The organism is Pseudomonas urethralis (genome assembly GCF_021602465.1).
Taxonomy (GTDB): Bacteria; Pseudomonadota; Gammaproteobacteria; order Pseudomonadales; family Pseudomonadaceae; genus Aquipseudomonas; species Aquipseudomonas vlassakiae.
In genome coordinates, this window is the sequence record NZ_BQIJ01000015.1 from 13,308 (window position 1) to 28,495 (window position 15,188).

The 15,188-nt window shown below is 63.1% G+C and carries 13 protein-coding genes and 2 pseudogenes; 6 read left to right on the top strand and 9 right to left on the bottom strand.

Annotation, left to right across the window (positions count from 1 at the left end):
* Positions 1-12: 12 nt before the first annotated feature.
* Positions 13-891, bottom strand: a complete 879-nt coding sequence (locus tag L6D64_RS21100) for a DMT family transporter (RefSeq protein WP_176507297.1) — start codon at positions 889-891, stop codon at positions 13-15.
* 225 nt (positions 892-1,116) lie between these two features.
* Here L6D64_RS21100 and L6D64_RS21105 point away from each other — a divergent pair, with 225 nt between their 5' ends.
* Complete coding sequence (locus L6D64_RS21105; protein ID WP_176507298.1) at positions 1,117-1,941, top strand: aldo/keto reductase; 825 nt, start codon at positions 1,117-1,119, stop codon at positions 1,939-1,941.
* A 23-nt stretch (positions 1,942-1,964) separates the two neighbouring features.
* Here L6D64_RS21105 and L6D64_RS21110 read toward each other — a convergent pair whose 3' ends face one another.
* The 3 genes and pseudogenes from L6D64_RS21110 to L6D64_RS21120 form a co-directional block, all read right to left on the bottom strand.
* Positions 1,965-4,055: a sensor domain-containing protein gene (locus L6D64_RS21110; protein WP_176507299.1), complete on the bottom strand. Its 2,091-nt coding sequence runs from the start codon at positions 4,053-4,055 to the stop codon at positions 1,965-1,967.
* Between the two features lie 130 nt (positions 4,056-4,185).
* A complete protein-coding gene (locus L6D64_RS21115; RefSeq protein ID WP_176507300.1) occupies positions 4,186-4,680 on the bottom strand; it encodes a GNAT family N-acetyltransferase in 495 nt (164 codons plus the stop codon).
* Between the two features lie 66 nt (positions 4,681-4,746).
* Positions 4,747-4,869 (bottom strand): annotated as a pseudogene (locus tag L6D64_RS21120) (RidA family protein); the annotation flags it as partial.
* Positions 4,870-5,026: 157 nt separating this feature from the next.
* Here L6D64_RS21120 and L6D64_RS21125 point away from each other — a divergent pair.
* On the top strand, positions 5,027-5,353 hold the full coding sequence (locus tag L6D64_RS21125; protein WP_054887291.1) for a hypothetical protein: 327 nt from the start codon (positions 5,027-5,029) through the stop codon (positions 5,351-5,353).
* Between the two features lie 41 nt (positions 5,354-5,394).
* Here L6D64_RS21125 and L6D64_RS21130 read toward each other — a convergent pair whose 3' ends face one another.
* Together L6D64_RS21130 and L6D64_RS21135 are read right to left on the bottom strand one after the other, a co-directional pair.
* Positions 5,395-5,607, bottom strand: a complete 213-nt coding sequence (locus tag L6D64_RS21130; RefSeq protein WP_054887292.1) for a PLDc N-terminal domain-containing protein — start codon at positions 5,605-5,607, stop codon at positions 5,395-5,397.
* 96 nt (positions 5,608-5,703) lie between these two features.
* Positions 5,704-6,582 (bottom strand): LysR family transcriptional regulator, encoded by an 879-nt coding sequence (locus tag L6D64_RS21135; RefSeq protein ID WP_176507301.1) that lies wholly within the window; start codon positions 6,580-6,582, stop codon positions 5,704-5,706.
* Positions 6,583-6,756: 174 nt separating this feature from the next.
* Between L6D64_RS21135 and L6D64_RS21140 the strand changes: the two genes are divergently transcribed.
* Complete coding sequence (locus L6D64_RS21140; protein ID WP_176507302.1) at positions 6,757-7,182, top strand: VOC family protein; 426 nt, start codon at positions 6,757-6,759, stop codon at positions 7,180-7,182.
* Positions 7,183-7,280: 98 nt separating this feature from the next.
* Positions 7,281-8,536 (top strand): annotated as a pseudogene (locus L6D64_RS21145) (cation:dicarboxylate symporter family transporter).
* Between the two features lie 40 nt (positions 8,537-8,576).
* Here L6D64_RS21145 and L6D64_RS21150 read toward each other — a convergent pair.
* Positions 8,577-9,047 (bottom strand): FAD/FMN-containing dehydrogenase, encoded by a 471-nt coding sequence (locus L6D64_RS21150; RefSeq protein ID WP_176507303.1) that lies wholly within the window; start codon positions 9,045-9,047, stop codon positions 8,577-8,579.
* 139 nt (positions 9,048-9,186) lie between these two features.
* On the opposite strand from L6D64_RS21150, the gene L6D64_RS21155 reads away from it, so the two are divergent.
* Positions 9,187-10,194: a GlxA family transcriptional regulator gene (locus L6D64_RS21155; RefSeq protein ID WP_176507304.1), complete on the top strand. Its 1,008-nt coding sequence runs from the start codon at positions 9,187-9,189 to the stop codon at positions 10,192-10,194.
* Between the two features lie 6 nt (positions 10,195-10,200).
* Here L6D64_RS21155 and L6D64_RS21160 read toward each other — a convergent pair whose 3' ends face one another.
* Positions 10,201-10,872 carry a TetR/AcrR family transcriptional regulator gene (locus L6D64_RS21160; RefSeq protein WP_176507305.1) on the bottom strand — a complete coding sequence of 224 codons (672 nt, stop codon included), beginning with the start codon at positions 10,870-10,872 and terminating at the stop codon, positions 10,201-10,203.
* Positions 10,873-11,399: 527 nt separating this feature from the next.
* Positions 11,400-13,307, bottom strand: coding sequence for a 3-dehydroshikimate dehydratase QuiC (gene quiC / locus L6D64_RS21165; protein WP_176508092.1), 1,908 nt, complete (start codon positions 13,305-13,307; stop codon positions 11,400-11,402).
* Positions 13,308-13,783: 476 nt separating this feature from the next.
* Here quiC and L6D64_RS21170 point away from each other — a divergent pair, with 476 nt between their 5' ends.
* A complete protein-coding gene (locus L6D64_RS21170) occupies positions 13,784-15,157 on the top strand; it encodes an MFS transporter (RefSeq protein WP_176508091.1) in 1,374 nt (457 codons plus the stop codon).
* Positions 15,158-15,188 lie beyond the last annotated feature (31 nt).

The window sequence follows — 15,188 nt, forward strand, 5'->3', positions numbered from 1 at the left end:
AGCAATTCGCCTTTATTTCTTGCGCTGCATCCAGGCGGCCCCAAGGCCACTCAGGCAGATGATGGCAATGCCCAGCAAGCTCGCACTGTCAGGCACCTGGCCGTAGATCAGCAGCCCCAGCAACCCGGCAAACACGATCTGGCAGTAGCTGAACGGTGCCAGCAGCGCTGGCGCGGCATGGCGGAAGGCCTGGGTCAGCAGCAGGTGCGCGCTCATGCCGAAACCGCCCAGAGCCAGCATCAGCAATGCATGGTCCCAGCGCGGCACCTCCCAGAAGAACGGCACCAGCACACTCATCACCAGGGTGTTGCAAAGCCCCGCGTAGAAGTTGCTGGTGGTCGGGCTGTCGTAAGCCGCCAGGATGCGCGTGAGCAGCTGATAGAAGCAGAAGCCCAGTGCCGAACCGAACGGATACAGGATCGCCGGGGTGAACATCGCGCCACCGGGGTGTACCACTACCAGCACACCGATGAAGCCCAATACCACCGCCACCCATTGCCCTGTCGTCACCCGCTCCTTGAGCAAGGGCGCCGAGAGTGCGGTGACCAGCACCGGGGCGAGAAAGTTGACCGAGGTTGCCTCGGCCAAGGGCAGGTATTGCAGGCCGCTGGTGAACAGCAGGCTGGTGCTCAACAGGCTCAGTGCACGCAAGGTCTGCAGCAGCGGGCGACGGGTGCGCAAGACATTGAGCCCGGACTTGGGCAGGAAAATCCCGGCCATCAACAGCGTGTGCACCACATAACGGGCCCACACCACCATGACGATCGGATACAGCCCACCGAGGAACTTGGACAGGGCATCGTGACTGGCGAACAGGAAGGTCGCCACCACTACCAGGGCAATGCCACGCAGGGGTTGGTTGACTCCGGACAACGGTGTACTGGAACTCATGGCGTTCTCGTCGGCGGCGCGGCTCAGTGCTGCGTCAGGGGCAGGTGCGACAGCACGGATTCTAGAAGAGATACGACAACTTAAGGAAGTTCAATTCCAGGCTTTACCTGGAACGTTCGCCATTCCGTTCGCTGATCGACCACTTTCTACCCCGGCTGCATGGCCTGTGCCTGGCAAAGCGCGCACCATCGCCTGCGGACCCTCGACCTTGAACAAGGAGTTTTCATGCAACGGCTCACTACCCGCAACGGCCTGGACCTGCCCTGCATCGGCCTGGGCACCTGGCCAATGACCGGCGACGCGTGCACCCGCGCCGTGCACCAGGCGCTGGAGCTGGGTTACCGGCACATCGACACCGCCACTGCCTACGCCAACGAAGCCGCTGTCGGCCAGGCCCTGCGTGACAGCAGCGTGCCGCGTGAGCAGATCCACCTGACCACCAAAGTCTGGTGGGACCGCCTTGAGCCCAAGGCCATGCGCCAGTCGCTGGAAGACAGCCTGCGGGCGCTGGGCACCGAGCAGGTCGACCTGTTCCACATCCACTGGCCCGCCAAGGACTGGGATCTGGCCCGTAGCATCGAAACCCTGGTGGCATTGCGCGACGAGGGCAAGGCGCGCTGCATCGGCGTGGCCAACTTCCCACTCGGCCTGCTGCGCCGTGTGATCGAGGAACTGGGCGCGCCACTGTCGGCGATCCAGGTCGAATACCACGTATTGCTCGACCAGCAACCGCTGCTCGACTACGCTCGCCAGCATGACCTGGTGCTGACCGCCTACACCCCGCTGGCCCGTGGCCGCGCGGCGGAGCAGGCGGTGATCCGCGAGATTGCGCGCAAGCACGGCGTACTGCCGAGCCAGGTGGCGTTGAACTGGTTGCTCGATCAAGCGGGCGTAGCGGTGATTCCCAAGGCCAGCAGCCGGGACAACCAGCTGGCCAACCTGGCGGCGCTGGAGGTGCGGCTGGATGATGCCGACCGCGCGCTGATTGCCGGGTTGCCGAAGGGGCAGCGGGTCGTCAGCCCGAACTTTGCGCCGGACTGGAACAGCTGAGTCCTGACGGGGCCCTCGAACCACTACACACAAACCTGCTTCAGGCGCTCACTGGCCGGCGCCGGCCGCCCGTACAGGTAGCCCTGGAAGTGCGAGCACCCTTCTGCCCGCAGCCGTTGCATCTGTTCTTGCGACTCCACGCCTTCGGCTGTGGTCTTGATCATCAGGCTGTTGGACAGCTCGGTGATCGCACGGATGATCGACATCGCCTCGCGGCTGTCGCACATGTCATGGACGAACGACTTGTCGATCTTGATCCGGTCGAACGGGAACGAACGCAGGTAGCCCAGCGACGAGTAGCCGGTGCCGAAGTCATCCAGCGAAATCGACACACCCAGGTCCTTCAGCGCCCGCAGTGTGCGCACGTTCTCTTCACTGTTGCCCAGCAGCACCGACTCGGTGATCTCCAGCTCCAGGCGCTGCGGTGCCGGGCCCGAGTCGGCCAGGGCCAGGGCCACGCTGTGGACCAGGTTGGCGTTCTTGAACTGCACCGGCGACAGGTTCACCGACACGGTCTGCTCGGTGCCCCAGCTGGCCGCCTCCTGGCACGCCAGGTTCAGCGCCCGGGTACCGAGCTCGTGGATCAACCCGGTCTCCTCGGCGATGGGGATGAAGTCCATCGGCATGACCATGCCCCGGGTCGGGTGCTCCCAGCGCAACAGCGCCTCGTAGCCGGTCACGCTGTTGGTCTGCTGGTCCACTACCGGCTGGTAATGCAGGTGCAACTGCCCCAGGTGCAGCGCCGTGCGCAGGTCGGTTTCCACCAGGCGGCGCTGACGGGCGGCGACATCCAGCTCCAGGTGGAAACACTCGTAACGGTTACGGCCGTTGCGTTTGGCCTCATACAGCGCCATGTCGGCGTAGCCGAGCAGTTGTTCGGCCTGGTCGTTGTCGTCGGGGGCGATGGCGATACCGATGCTGAGCCCCACCGAGAACTGATGGCCCTCGATCTGGAATGGCGGGCAGATCGCCTCGATCAGGCGCCTGGCGGTGTTGCAGGCGGCCTCGCGGCTGTCCAGATGGGTCAGCACCACGGCGAACTCGTCACCGCCCAAGCGGGCCAGGGTGTCGTGCTCGCGCAGCTCGCGGCGCAGGCGCTTGCCGAGCGCGCGCAGCAGCTTGTCACCGAAGGCATGGCCGAGGGAGTCGTTGATGTTCTTGAAGTTGTCCAGGTCCAGGCACAGTGCGGCAGTGAGCTTCTCGTTGTCGTGACCGCGCACCAGGGCCTGCTTGAGGCGCTCATGGAACAGGGTGCGATTGGGCAGCCCGGTAAGGGCGTCGTGGTGCGCCATATGGTGGATCTGCGCGTGGGCGGCCAGCTCTTCGGTGGCATCTTCGGCCACGAACAGCACGTAATCTGCCTGGCCCTCACACTGTTGGCTGAGCAGCGCGCGGCTGCGCAGGGTGCGCGGGCCACAGGCGGTGTCGACCCGGGTTTCGGCGGCAAAGCCCTTGCTGCTGCGCGCCCCACGGCTGAGCTGGGTTTCCAGGTAATCCGCCGCGGCCGGTGCCAGGCACTCTGCGGGCGTGTGGCCGATCATTGGCTTGGCGCCGCCACCGAACAGGCGCTCGGCCTGTTGGTTGGCGAGCAGGATGCGCTGGCTTGCCAGGTCCTGGACGATGACGCTGGCAGGGATGTTGGCAATCACCGAGTCAAGGAACTGCGACAGGTTGGCCATTTCCTGGCTGTACTGCTCGGCCAGTTCCTTGGCTTGCAACAGCTCCAGCTCCTGCTGGCGGCGCTCGGAAATGTCGCGGGTGACCTTGGCGAAGCCGACCAGCTGGCCGTGGTCGTCACGTACCGCCTCGATCACCACATGGGCGTGGAAGGCCGTGCCGTCCTTGCGCAGGCGCGCACCGATCTCTTCGAAACGGCCGCTGCTGCGGGCCTGTTCCAGGTTCTGCTCAGGCAGGCCGGCCGCGCGCTGGTCTTCGCTGTAGAACAGCGAGTAATGCTGGCCGACGATCTCCTCGGCGCGGTAGCCCTTGGCGCGCTGTGCGCCGGGGTTCCAGTTGGCGACAATACCGTCGGGGGTGAGCAGGTAGATGGCATAGTCCACCACGCTCTGGATCAACAGCCGGTACATGATGTCGGGGCTTGCGACTAGCGACATGAAATTTACCTGAACCTGCGACGCGCACGAAAGGAACCCCGGGCCAGGGCGGCCGGGTCTTGTAAGGCAGTGCTGGCATTATGCCTTGCGAGTGAACTTTGTGAAGTAGGTCACAGAATTTTGCTGCGGGTCAGTGAAAGACGGAGGTCACCTGGTAGGTGAGCAGGTCAGGCTCGTCGGCGGGGAAGATCTGTTGCACGGGCCGTTGCAGGTCGGCCACCACGGCCTTGCAGAACGCCACCGCGATCGGATCCAGGGCGTAGCAACGCAGCAGCCAGTCGCCGGGGCTGGCGAGCAACTGGTTGGCCACGGCACGGCCGATGCCCTGGCGCCGATAGCGCTTGAGGATGAACAGGTCGGCCAGTTCCAGCGCGTCGAAACCGGGCAGTTCGCTGCGCTCTACCAGCACGAAGCCGGCAATGAAACCGTCCGCCAGCACCAGGCTGGCGCTCCAGCCTGGGGACTGCCAGTAGCGCTGCAGGTGCTCTTCGTGAATGTAGAAACGGCCGTCCACTTCGACATCTTCCTGCTCCCAGTCGGAGGACTCATAGGCATAGAACTGGTAGAGGTTACGGATCAGTTCGGCCTGATCGGGGGTGGTGGGCAGCAGTTCGATGGGCAGCATGGCTGGGGTGGCTCGGGCAAAACGTCATTCTAAGGCTTTTGTGGTGCCTCGGATGGCCTGTTCGCCGGCTTGGGTGGCATTGGCCAGCGCCTGGCGGGCTTGGCCTGCAAAATCGGGCGGCAGCTGCCCATTGGCATCCTCCCCGCCCTGCCCGGCGAGAAACAGCAGGCGGCTGCCGCTGGTGGGCTCGAGTTAGGTAGGTCAAGCTGTTGTAGGAAACTTCTTTATCGCCGTGCAGAACCTCAACCACGTGTATGTAGGATTGCGCCGCACAGTTCGCTAGATTGCAGTTCCCGGCACGGAGGCCAGCACTGCGGCGTAGCGCCGCTTCACTGAAGGAAAAGCCATGAGCAAGCCCTATGCGTTCCAACTCGCCTACACCATCAGCCCGGTGAACAATGACCATGAAGGTGACGCCGCGATAGCGCGAACCCACCTGCGCGAAGAAATGGGCTGGAAGACCTCCGGCAAAGTCGAAACGACGCTGCACGGTGAGGTTGTCCTGTCACCGGGTACGCCTGACGAAAAGCGCAAAGAAGCCAGCAAGGCGATTCGTACCCGCATCCGTGACGCGTTCAAGGCACTGGAGGTAGAGGACACGGTCAGCTTCGCCGGCAGCCTGATGGTCAGCGGCCTGGACCCGGCCATCAAAATCGGCATCACGCCCGACTGAACCCACCGGTATCAGGCGCCATGCGCCTGATACCGCCGCCGTCATTTCTCCTCCAGCACCGCCCTGCCCTTCACTGCCCGCGGCCCACGCCAAGCCCAGAACAGCAGCCCCGGGAACGGTGCATAGACCACGAACACAACCCACAGCATCTTGCGCTCTGCGCGCCGATCGCTGCCGATGATGTGCCAGATGGCAAAGATCTCGAGCAGGATGACCAAGGCCGCGACAATGATCCAGATCGTTCCGATTTCCATGAGCACTCTCCCGTTGGCATGTACTGGGTTGGGTTGCTGCCAGCGCTGAGGGTTCAGTTGGATTTGCTACGTGCGTTCAGTGACAACCCGCGCGTCTCAAGTCGCCGAGTGTCGGGCGGCCTGGACGATGAGGGCGATCAGTTGCGTCACCTGCTCGCTCAAGAGCACGTTGGCGTGGTGCACCAGGCCAATGTCGCGATGGAAGGTATGCGCACCAAGGTCATAGGCCCGCACGCTGGCGGGCCAGGCATCCTGGGTGACGGTCTGCGGTACCAGCGCCACGCCAACGCCCTTGCCAACCAGTTCGGTGATGGCCTCCAGTTCGTCCAGCTCGCACACTTCGCGGGGGCTGAAATGCGCCTGGCGCAGGAAGCGATCGACCTGACGACCGCCGAACGAAGAGCGGTCATAGCGAATGAAGGGCTGCGTGCTCAGCAGATCACTCCAGTGCGCCTGCTCCAGTCCTGCGGGCACGATCAGGCGGTAAGGCTCGCGGGCCAGGGTCGTCCATTGCAAATCGCTCTGCAGCTCGAATGGCGGACGGATGATCACCGCGATATCGATCTCCCTGGCGTCGACTGCGCTGAGCAACTCCAGTGACAACCCGGGAATGATGCGGGTGCGGCACTCCGAACGGGCCGCATGAAACTGCGCCAGTGCTTGGGGCAGCAGTGACCGCTGAATGGATGCGATGGCTCCAATGTCCACCTGCACAGTGGGCGCGGCCCCAGGCTCATTGGAACCCAGGCTGCTGTAGAGCCGGATCACTTCCTGCGCCTGAATCAGAACCTGCTGACCACGCCGGTTCAACTGGGCGTTCCTGCCCCGGCGCTCGAAAATCTCGAACCCCAGTTCCTCCTCCAGCCGCTGCATCTGGGCGCTCACCGCTGCCTGGGTCAGGTTGACCTTCAAGCCCGCCGCGGCAAAGGTGCCCTCGCGGGCGACCACGATCAGCGTCTTCAGCTCGCGGATCATCAACAAATTTCCTTTGTGTTTTTAAGAAAAATATATTGATTTTTTTATTGGTTCGCCATCCCTAAACTCGTCCGCAGAACAAAAAACAGACGCTTGCCGGCAAGCTCGGTTTTCAGGTTCAAGACGAAAGCCCCCGGCCTTCGCCTCCATCAAATCGATTCACAGGAGCACCTGATGAGCCTTTCCCCTTTCCACCTGGCAATCCCCGTTCACGATATTGCTGCAGCCCGAGAGTTCTATGGCCAAGTCTTCAACCTTGAAGAAGGCCGATCGGCTGCACAATGGGTCGACTTCAACTTCTTTGGCCATCAGTTGGTGATCCACGAACACCCGAAGATGGCGTATCAGGAACAGGCCTTGAGCAACCCTGTGGATGGCCACAATGTGCCGGCCCCGCATTTTGGCGTCATCCTGCATTGGGACGAATGGGAAGCGCTAGCCAAGCGCTTGACCGCGCTGGGCACCCAGTTCGTCATCGAACCGTACATCCGTTTCAAAGGCCAGGTGGGCGAACAGGCCACCCTGTTCCTGTTCGACCCCTGCGGTAATGCCCTTGAATTCAAGGCGTTCAGGGACATGGGGCAGCTTTTCGCCAAATAAACCTGAACATTTCGCGTGCCCTCGGCGTGGGCGCTCGCGCTCACGCATCTAGCTACTGCCAATCGCGCAGCACACCTTCTATAAAAAAGGCTAGAGCCATGAAAAAAGTCCCGCTGGTCTGGCAGATCGTTGTCGGTCTGTTGCTCGGTATCCTCGTCGGCTGGTACCTGAACAGCCATCCCGCTTATCAACAGTGGGCAAGCACCGAAATCCTCAAGCCCTTGGGTGACATCTTCATCAAGATGATGAAGATGATCGTCGTACCGATCGTCTTCTGTTGCATGGTGCTTGGCATTGCCGGAGGCGGCGACAACAAGTCGTTCGGCCGCATGGGGCCAAGTCGCTTGGTTACTTCTTTGCCATCACCACCTTGGCGATCATTGTCGGACTGGTGCTTGGCAACCTGCTGCAACCCGGGTCAGGCACCGTCATCGCAGGGATGGCACAGGGTGATGCGGTGATGAAGAGGGAACCCGCCAAAAGCGCCCTGCTGATCGTGCAGAACATCGTGCCCGACAACGTGTTCCAGTCGCTTTCCGAAGGCAAGCTATTGTCGGTCCTGTTCTTTGCCGTACTGTTTGGCATGGCCCTGAACGCGTTGCCACGGGAGAAGAGTGCTGCGGTAATCGCCACCCTGCAGGGCACCGCCGACGCCATGTTCAAACTGGTCAACTATGTGATGGCCTACGCTCCGATTGGCGTGTTCGGCATGATCGGCTCCACCGTCGCCACCTTCGGCTTCGACTCGCTGCTGCCACTGCTCAAGCTGATTGGCGTGGTGTACCTGGCACTGCTGCTGTTTGCGCTGATCGTGCTGGGTGGCATCTGCTACCTGATAGGCGAGAACCTGCTCAAGCTGGTGCGCTACTTCAAGGATGAACTGATCCTGGCCTGCTCCAGCGCCGCGTCGGCCGCGGTCATGCCGCAGTTGATGGAAAAGCTGGAACGGTATGGCGTTCCAAGGCGCATCGTCAGTTTCGTGGTGCCAGTCGGCTACGCCTTCAACCTGGATGGCGCGTCGATCTTCCTGGGCGTCGCGACGATCTTCATCGCTCAGCTGTACGGCATCGACCTGACGCTATCCCAGCAGATTCTGCTGGTCGTCACGATGGTGCTCACCTCCAAAGGCGCCGCAGGGGTACCCGGCTTTGCAATCATCATCCTCTCGGCGACATTGGCATCGGCCGGGCTGCCACTGGAAGCGGTGGCACTTGTGGCCGGCATCTTCCGCGTCATCGAAAGCGGTACGACCACGCTGAACGTGCTTGGCAATGCCATTGCGCCCCTGGTCATTGCCCGCTGGGAAGGCGTGGCGTTGAAGGGTGAAGGCGGCCCGCTTCCGCTGTGTAACTGAACGCTCAGAGCCCTGTCACAGACAGGGCTCTGACGCATCATCAGTGCGCCGACACCCCGTCCAGGGCCGCCTTGAGCGCCACGGCATCGGCAAAGGCCTGCTCGCTCACCAGCACCCCATCCTTCAAGCGCAGCCATGAAACCTGCCCCGCCTGCCCCGGATAGCGACTGGCAATACGGCCTTCGCGGTCGAGCAACACCCGGTAGCTGTAATCACGCATCGCCGGAATGGCGAACAGCTTGCTGATCAGCGCCGGCATGCGGTGGATATCGGCGACGAACACCGCTTCGCGCGCCTCCAGGTAGCCCTTGGGCGCGTCGGCCAAGGCGGCCTTGAGCAGCTTGGCACCCTCCATGTCGCGGGCCACCAGCAGGAGGTGAGTGTCGGTTTTCAGGCTGTAAGGCTGATCGTACTGGTCAAGCAGCGTCCAGGGTGCCAACCGCTCGCCTGGCTCCAGGGCGTGGGCCAGCAACGGCAGCAGACCGAACAGTAACGCGATGGCGTATTTCATCGAGGTTCTCCAGAACAGAAGCGCCAGCATAGTCCACTTGCCTCAACACGACCTGCACCACGACACGCGCGCGCCGGCGATTGTCTTTCCCGCACGCTGCCGCCACACTCTGCTGGCCAGCCAGGAAGCGGAGTCCAGAGTGCCCACCCCACGTCAGTTCAGCAAGAAGACCAGCACCAGCAACATGCTGCGGCTCAAGGCCAGCGCCGGGTGCCCCGAGGCCCCCTACCGCGTCGACTTCATCCTGCTCGAGCACTTCTCGATGGCCAGCTTCACCGTGGCCATGGACGTGCTGGTCACCGCCAACCTGCTGCGTGCCGACAGCTTTCGCTTCACCCCGCTGTCACTCAAGGGTGACCGGGTGCTCAGCGACCTGGGCCTGGAACTGGTGGCCAGCGAACTGTCCGCCAGCGACCTCAAGGAACTCGACCTGCTGATCGTCTGCGGCGGCCTGCGCACGCCGCTGAAATACCCCGAACTCGACCGCCTGCTGGATGAATGCGCCGCCCACGGCATGGCCCTGGGCGGGCTGTGGAATGGCGCCTGGTTCCTCGGCCGCGCCGGTGTGCTCGATGATTACGGCTGCAGCATCCACCCCGAACAGCGCGCCAGCCTGTCCGAGCGCAGCCCGCAAACCCGCATCACCCCGGCCAGTTTCACCCTCGACCGCGACCGCCTCAGCGCTGCCAGCCCCAACGGTGCCATGGAGCTGATGCTTGGCCTGGTGCGCCGCCTGTACGGCGACGGCTTGGCCGAAGGGGTGGAAGAAATCCTGTCGTTCTCCGGCGCCCGCTACCGTCAGGTCGGCCCAGGGGCGAAGAAGTCGATGAGCTTGCACCTGCGCACCATTGTCGAGCTGATGGAGAACAACCTCGAGGAGACCCTGAGCCTGGACCAGCTGGCCGCCTACAGCGGTCGCTCGCGTCGTCAGATCGACCGCCTGTTCCAGGCCCAGCTCGGCACATCGCCGCGGCGCTATTACATGGAACTGCGCATCACCAAGAGCCGCCGCCTGCTGCAGTACTCCGACCTGTCGGTGATGGAGGTGGCAGTGGCCTGCGGCTTCGTCTCGGTATCGCACTTCAGCAAATGCTACGCCGCCTACTTCGGCTACCCGCCGTCACGCGAGCAACGGCTGGGCGAGTAAGCGGGTTCAGGCGCGGATGTAGCTGAGCACCACGTCGCAGATCATCTGCCGATGGCGCAGCTTGACCTGCTCGTCGGCCAGGTCGATCTGGAAGATGTCGCCGAAGGTGTGGCGGTTGGACACCCGATAGAAGCAGAACGAACTCATCAGCATGTGCAGGTCGATGACCTCGATGCCCGGGCGGAATACGCCCTCCCTGACGCCACGTTGCAGCGTGCTGCCCAACGCCTGCAGCACCAGGCTGCTCATCTCGCGAATGGCCGGCGACTTCTTGATGTACTCGCCGTAATGGATGTTTTCGGTACACACCATGCGCACGAAGTCGACGTTGCGGTCGTGGTGGTCGAAGGTGAACTCGGCCAGCCGGCAAATCGCCTGTTCGGCCGGCAGCGACTCCAGGTCCAGGCTCTGCTCGGTCTTGCGGATATCACCATACAGCTTGACCAGGCACTCGACGTACAGCTGCTCCTTGCTGCCGAAGTAGTAGTAGATCATGCGCTTGGAGGTTGCCGTACGCTCGGCGATGGCGTCCACCCGTGCGCCGGCCAGGCCCTGCTGGACGAACTCGTTGATGGCGGCCTGGAGGATGTCCTCGCGGGTTTTCTCGGGGTTGTTCTTGCGCGGTTGGCGCGTAGCCGAGGGTTCAGGCGTGCTGAGGGGGGCTACGGGGTTGCTCATGGCGGCTCACGGAGTGTCTTATTGGGATTTGCCGGGATTATCCGTGAGTGGTTCGCCCTGCGGCAAGCGACGGAAGAACAAGGTGATCTGCCCGACCTCCACGCCGAGCGTGCTCATGCGGTTGAGGTGTATGGCAGTCAGAGTAGGCCCAAAGGTTAGCAGCGCCTATGAGATCGAGCGCCGCCCGCGCGGCGCATCGCGGGCAAGCCCGCTCCCACATTTGTTTCGGGCCAGTCATTCCTGTGCCGCCAACAGGATCCGCCTTGGTGCATGTCTGGAGACAGGTGGAGCGGCATAAGCGCCCACCGAGATGCTTCGCCATGCCAACAAGGCAGTCCCTGTTGGCTTCACAGGAGTGACTGGCCCGAAACAAATGTGGGAGCGGGCTTGCCCGCGATGCGCCGCGCGGGCGGCGCTCGATCTCATAGGCGCTGAAGATGTCAGGGCAGGCGCCTTTCAGCCCTTACACCCTCTCATGGCAAGCGCCTATCAACCCAGCCCTCCCACTCACGAGCGCCACCTCGCAATCACAGCACCGGCTTGCGCGCCACCCCGCTCCGCCGCTTGGCCATGGCCGCCAGGCGCACCGCGACGTTCGCCGCGCCATACCCGGCATAGCCACCCTTGCGCTGGATGATCTCGAAGAAGAAACGCTCCTCGAACGGCTCGGTATACACATGGAACAGCTCGCCGCCCTGAGCGTCACGGTCGTACAGCACGTTGTAGTACGCCAGTTCGCTGAGGAATTCGTCATTGAAATCGAACCGCGCCGCCAGGTCGTCGTAGTAGTTCAACGGGATTTCCAGCAACGGCACACCCGACTCCTTGGCCCGTGCCACTTCGGCGAAGATGTCCGCGCAGTCGAAGGCGATGTGGTGCACACCCGAACCGCGGTAACTGGACAGCGCATGGGCGATGGCGGTGTTGCGGTTCTCCGAGATGTTCAGCGGCAAGCGCAGGCTGCCGCACTGGCTGCGCAAGGCGCGGCTCTTGACCAGGCCATACGGGTCGGGCAGCACCACTTCGTCGTCGGCAGCAAAGTCAAACAGGCTCTTGTAGAACAGCACCCAGCTGTCCAGCGACTCGGCCGGCAGCGCCAGGGCCATGTGGTCGATGCGCTGCAGACCGCCAGTGACAGTGGCCGCCGGGTCCAGGCGGAAGTCGGTGTCGTAGAGCGACGGCCCTTCCTTGCCCTGCTCCACCAGGTAGATCAGGCTACCGTCCGGCGCACGCACGGCCGGCACTTCGCATTCGTTGGGGCCGACCAGGCCACGGAATGGCTGGCCGCGGAAGTCGGTGGCGCGTTGCAGCGCGGCGTGCTCATCCTTCACCCGCAGGGCGGTGGCGCACAGCGACGGGCCATGGGCCTCGAAGAAGTTGTGGCCAAACGAGTACGGCTCGGCGTTGAGCACGATGTTGATGTCGTTCTGGCGCAGCAGGCGCACCTCCTTGCTGCGGTGCTTGCCGGCTTCGGCAAAGCCCAGGCGCTTGAGCCAACTGCCCAGGCGCGCGCCGACGGCTTCGTCGACGGCAAACTCAAGGAACTCCACGCCGTCGTAGGCGCTGGCAGCCGGCGGGGTGAACAGCACGCCAGGCTCGAGGGTGATGCCTTCCTGTTCCAGGCGCAGGCGGGTCTGTTCTTCGAGGTACAGCAGCGAGCGCAGGCCGTCGGCGGCATTCTGCCGTGGCGGTGCTGCACGGAAGCCATCGTTGAAGATTTCCAGCGACAGCGGGCCGCGGTAGCCGGTGGCCAGGATTGGCGCGAGGAAGCCGGCCAGGTCCATTTCGCCCTGGCCTGGGAAGTTGCGGAAGTGGCGGCTCCACTCCAGCACGTCCATGTTCAGGATCGGCGCATCGGCCATCTGCACGAAGAAGATCTTGTCGCCCGGGATGTCGCGGATCGCCGCCGGGTCACCTTTGAGCGACAGGGTGTGGAAGCTGTCGAGGATCACCCCCAGTGCCGGGTGGTCGGCCTGGCGCACCAGGTTCCATACTTGCTGGTAGGTATTGACGTGGCGGCCCCAGGCCAGTGCTTCGTAGCCGATCCGCAGGCCGCGCTTGCCGGCGTGCTCGGCGAGCAGGCGCAGGTCGTCCACCAGGATCTGTTCATCGCCCAGGGCATCGGCCTGGACGTTGCTGCACACCAGCACCAGGTCGGTGCCCAGCTCCTGCATCAGGTCGAACTTGCGCTCGGCGCGGTCGATGTTCTTCTGCAGGCGGTTTCGGCGGCAGCCTTCGAAGTCGCGAAATGGCTGGAACAGGGTGATGGCAATGCCGAGGTCAGCGCACATCTGCCGCACTTCGCGCGGGCTGCCGGCGTAGTACAGCAGGTCGTTCTCGAAGATCTCGACGCCGTCGAAACCGGCGGCGGCGATGGCTTCGAGCTTTTCCGGCAGGGTGCCGCTCAAGGACACGGTGGCTATCGAACGCTGCATGAAGGAGTTCCTTGTTATTGGACGGACGACGAGCCGAGAACCCGCTGGGGTTTCTGGCACTGTTGATTATTCGCAGGTAAAGTCGGGCGGGCAATCTGTTTGTACGAAATGGTTAGTTTTGCGTTCGATTACCGCACAAAACCGATTTTGGCGAATTGATTCAGTGCCAACCCTAAGCAAACATGGACCCAGACGCAGGCCCACCGACCGCCCTCTTCTGCCCTGAGGGTCATTTGGCAGAACCTGCGCAGACAAGCCCAACGTCACAACATAATAAGTTCAATAAACCGGGTACCGACCTATGCACACCTCCATCGCCTTGCGATCCGCACCTGCTCGTTCGTCTTCCCTCTGCAGACACCGCCTGCGGTCAATCGCGCTATAACCGCCCTACTCCCGAAAAGCGATCGCACCCCTCTGGCCGCCCCTGGGCGACGCCAGCCGTGCGGCGACCTACAAGAACAACGGAGACAACGATGGCTCACTCAAGCTCTCAAGCCAAGAAAGCGACCGCCAGTGGATGGATTGGCTCGGCACTCGAATACTACGATTTCTTCATCTATGCCCAGGCAGCGGCGCTGATCTTCCCGCAGATCTTCTTCCCCAACACCGACCCGAAAATGGCCATCATCGCCTCGTTGGCCACCTACGGTGTGGGTTACCTGGCGCGCCCTGTCGGTGCCTTCGTGCTCGGTCACTGGGGTGACACCCGCGGGCGCAAGAACGTGTTGCTGCTCTGTATGTTCCTGATGGGCCTGTCGACCATGGCCGTCGGCCTGCTGCCGACCTACCACGACATCGGCCTGCTGGCGCCGGCCTTGCTGGTGCTGCTGCGCCTGGTCCAGGGCTTTGCCGTGGCCGGGGAAATCTCCGGGGCCAGCTCGATGATCATGGAGCACGCTCCGTTCGGCCGACGCGGCTACTACGCCAGCTTCACCTTGCAGGGCGTGCAGGCCGGCCAGGTATTGGCGGCGGCGGTGTTCCTGCCGCTGGCCTACTTCATGCCGAGTGAGGCGTTCAACGACTGGGGCTGGCGCATTCCGTTCCTGTTGAGCGCCGTCGTCCTGATCGCAGGCTTCATCATCCGCCGGGAAGTGCACGAAACCCCGGCATTCGTGAAGGAAGAGAAGCAGGACAAGGTCGCCAAATCGCCGATCAGCGAAGCCTTCCGGCACAGCTGGAAGCACATGGTGCTGGTGATGTTCATGGCGCTGATGAACGTGATCCCGGTGGTTGCCACCATCTTCGGCGCCGCCTATGCGGTACAGCCGGCCTACGGCATCGGCTTCGACAAGAGCGTGTACCTGTGGATCCCGGTGGTGGGCAACATCGTCGCGGTGCTGGTGATTCCGTTCGTGGGCAACCTGTCCGACAAGATCGGCCGCCGCCCGACCATGATCGCCGGCTGCCTGGGCTCTGGCCTGCTGGCCTTCGTCTACCTGTATGCAATCAGCATCCAGAACGTGCCACTGGCCTTCGCCACCTCGATCGTGATGTGGGGCATGGTCTACCAGGGCTACAACGCGGTGTTCCCAAGCTTCTACCCGGAGCTGTTCCACACCCGCTACCGCGTTTCGGCCATGGCCATCGCGCAGAACATCGGCACCATGCTCACCGCCATGCTGCCAGCCCTGTTCGCCCTGGTGGCGCCACCGGGTTCGGACAACATCCCGCTGGTGATCGGTGGCCTGGCCTTCTTCATCACCTGCGTGTGTGCGCTGGCGGCCTACATTGCCCCGGAGACTCACCGTCTGGCGATGGAAGACCTGGGCAATCCGGATGCCAAGCCGATGGACAAGGGCGCCTTCGAAGCCAGCCGCAAAGGCAGCTTTCAGGCTGTGAGCCACTGACAGATCGCTGGGGCCGCTCAGCGGCCCCGGC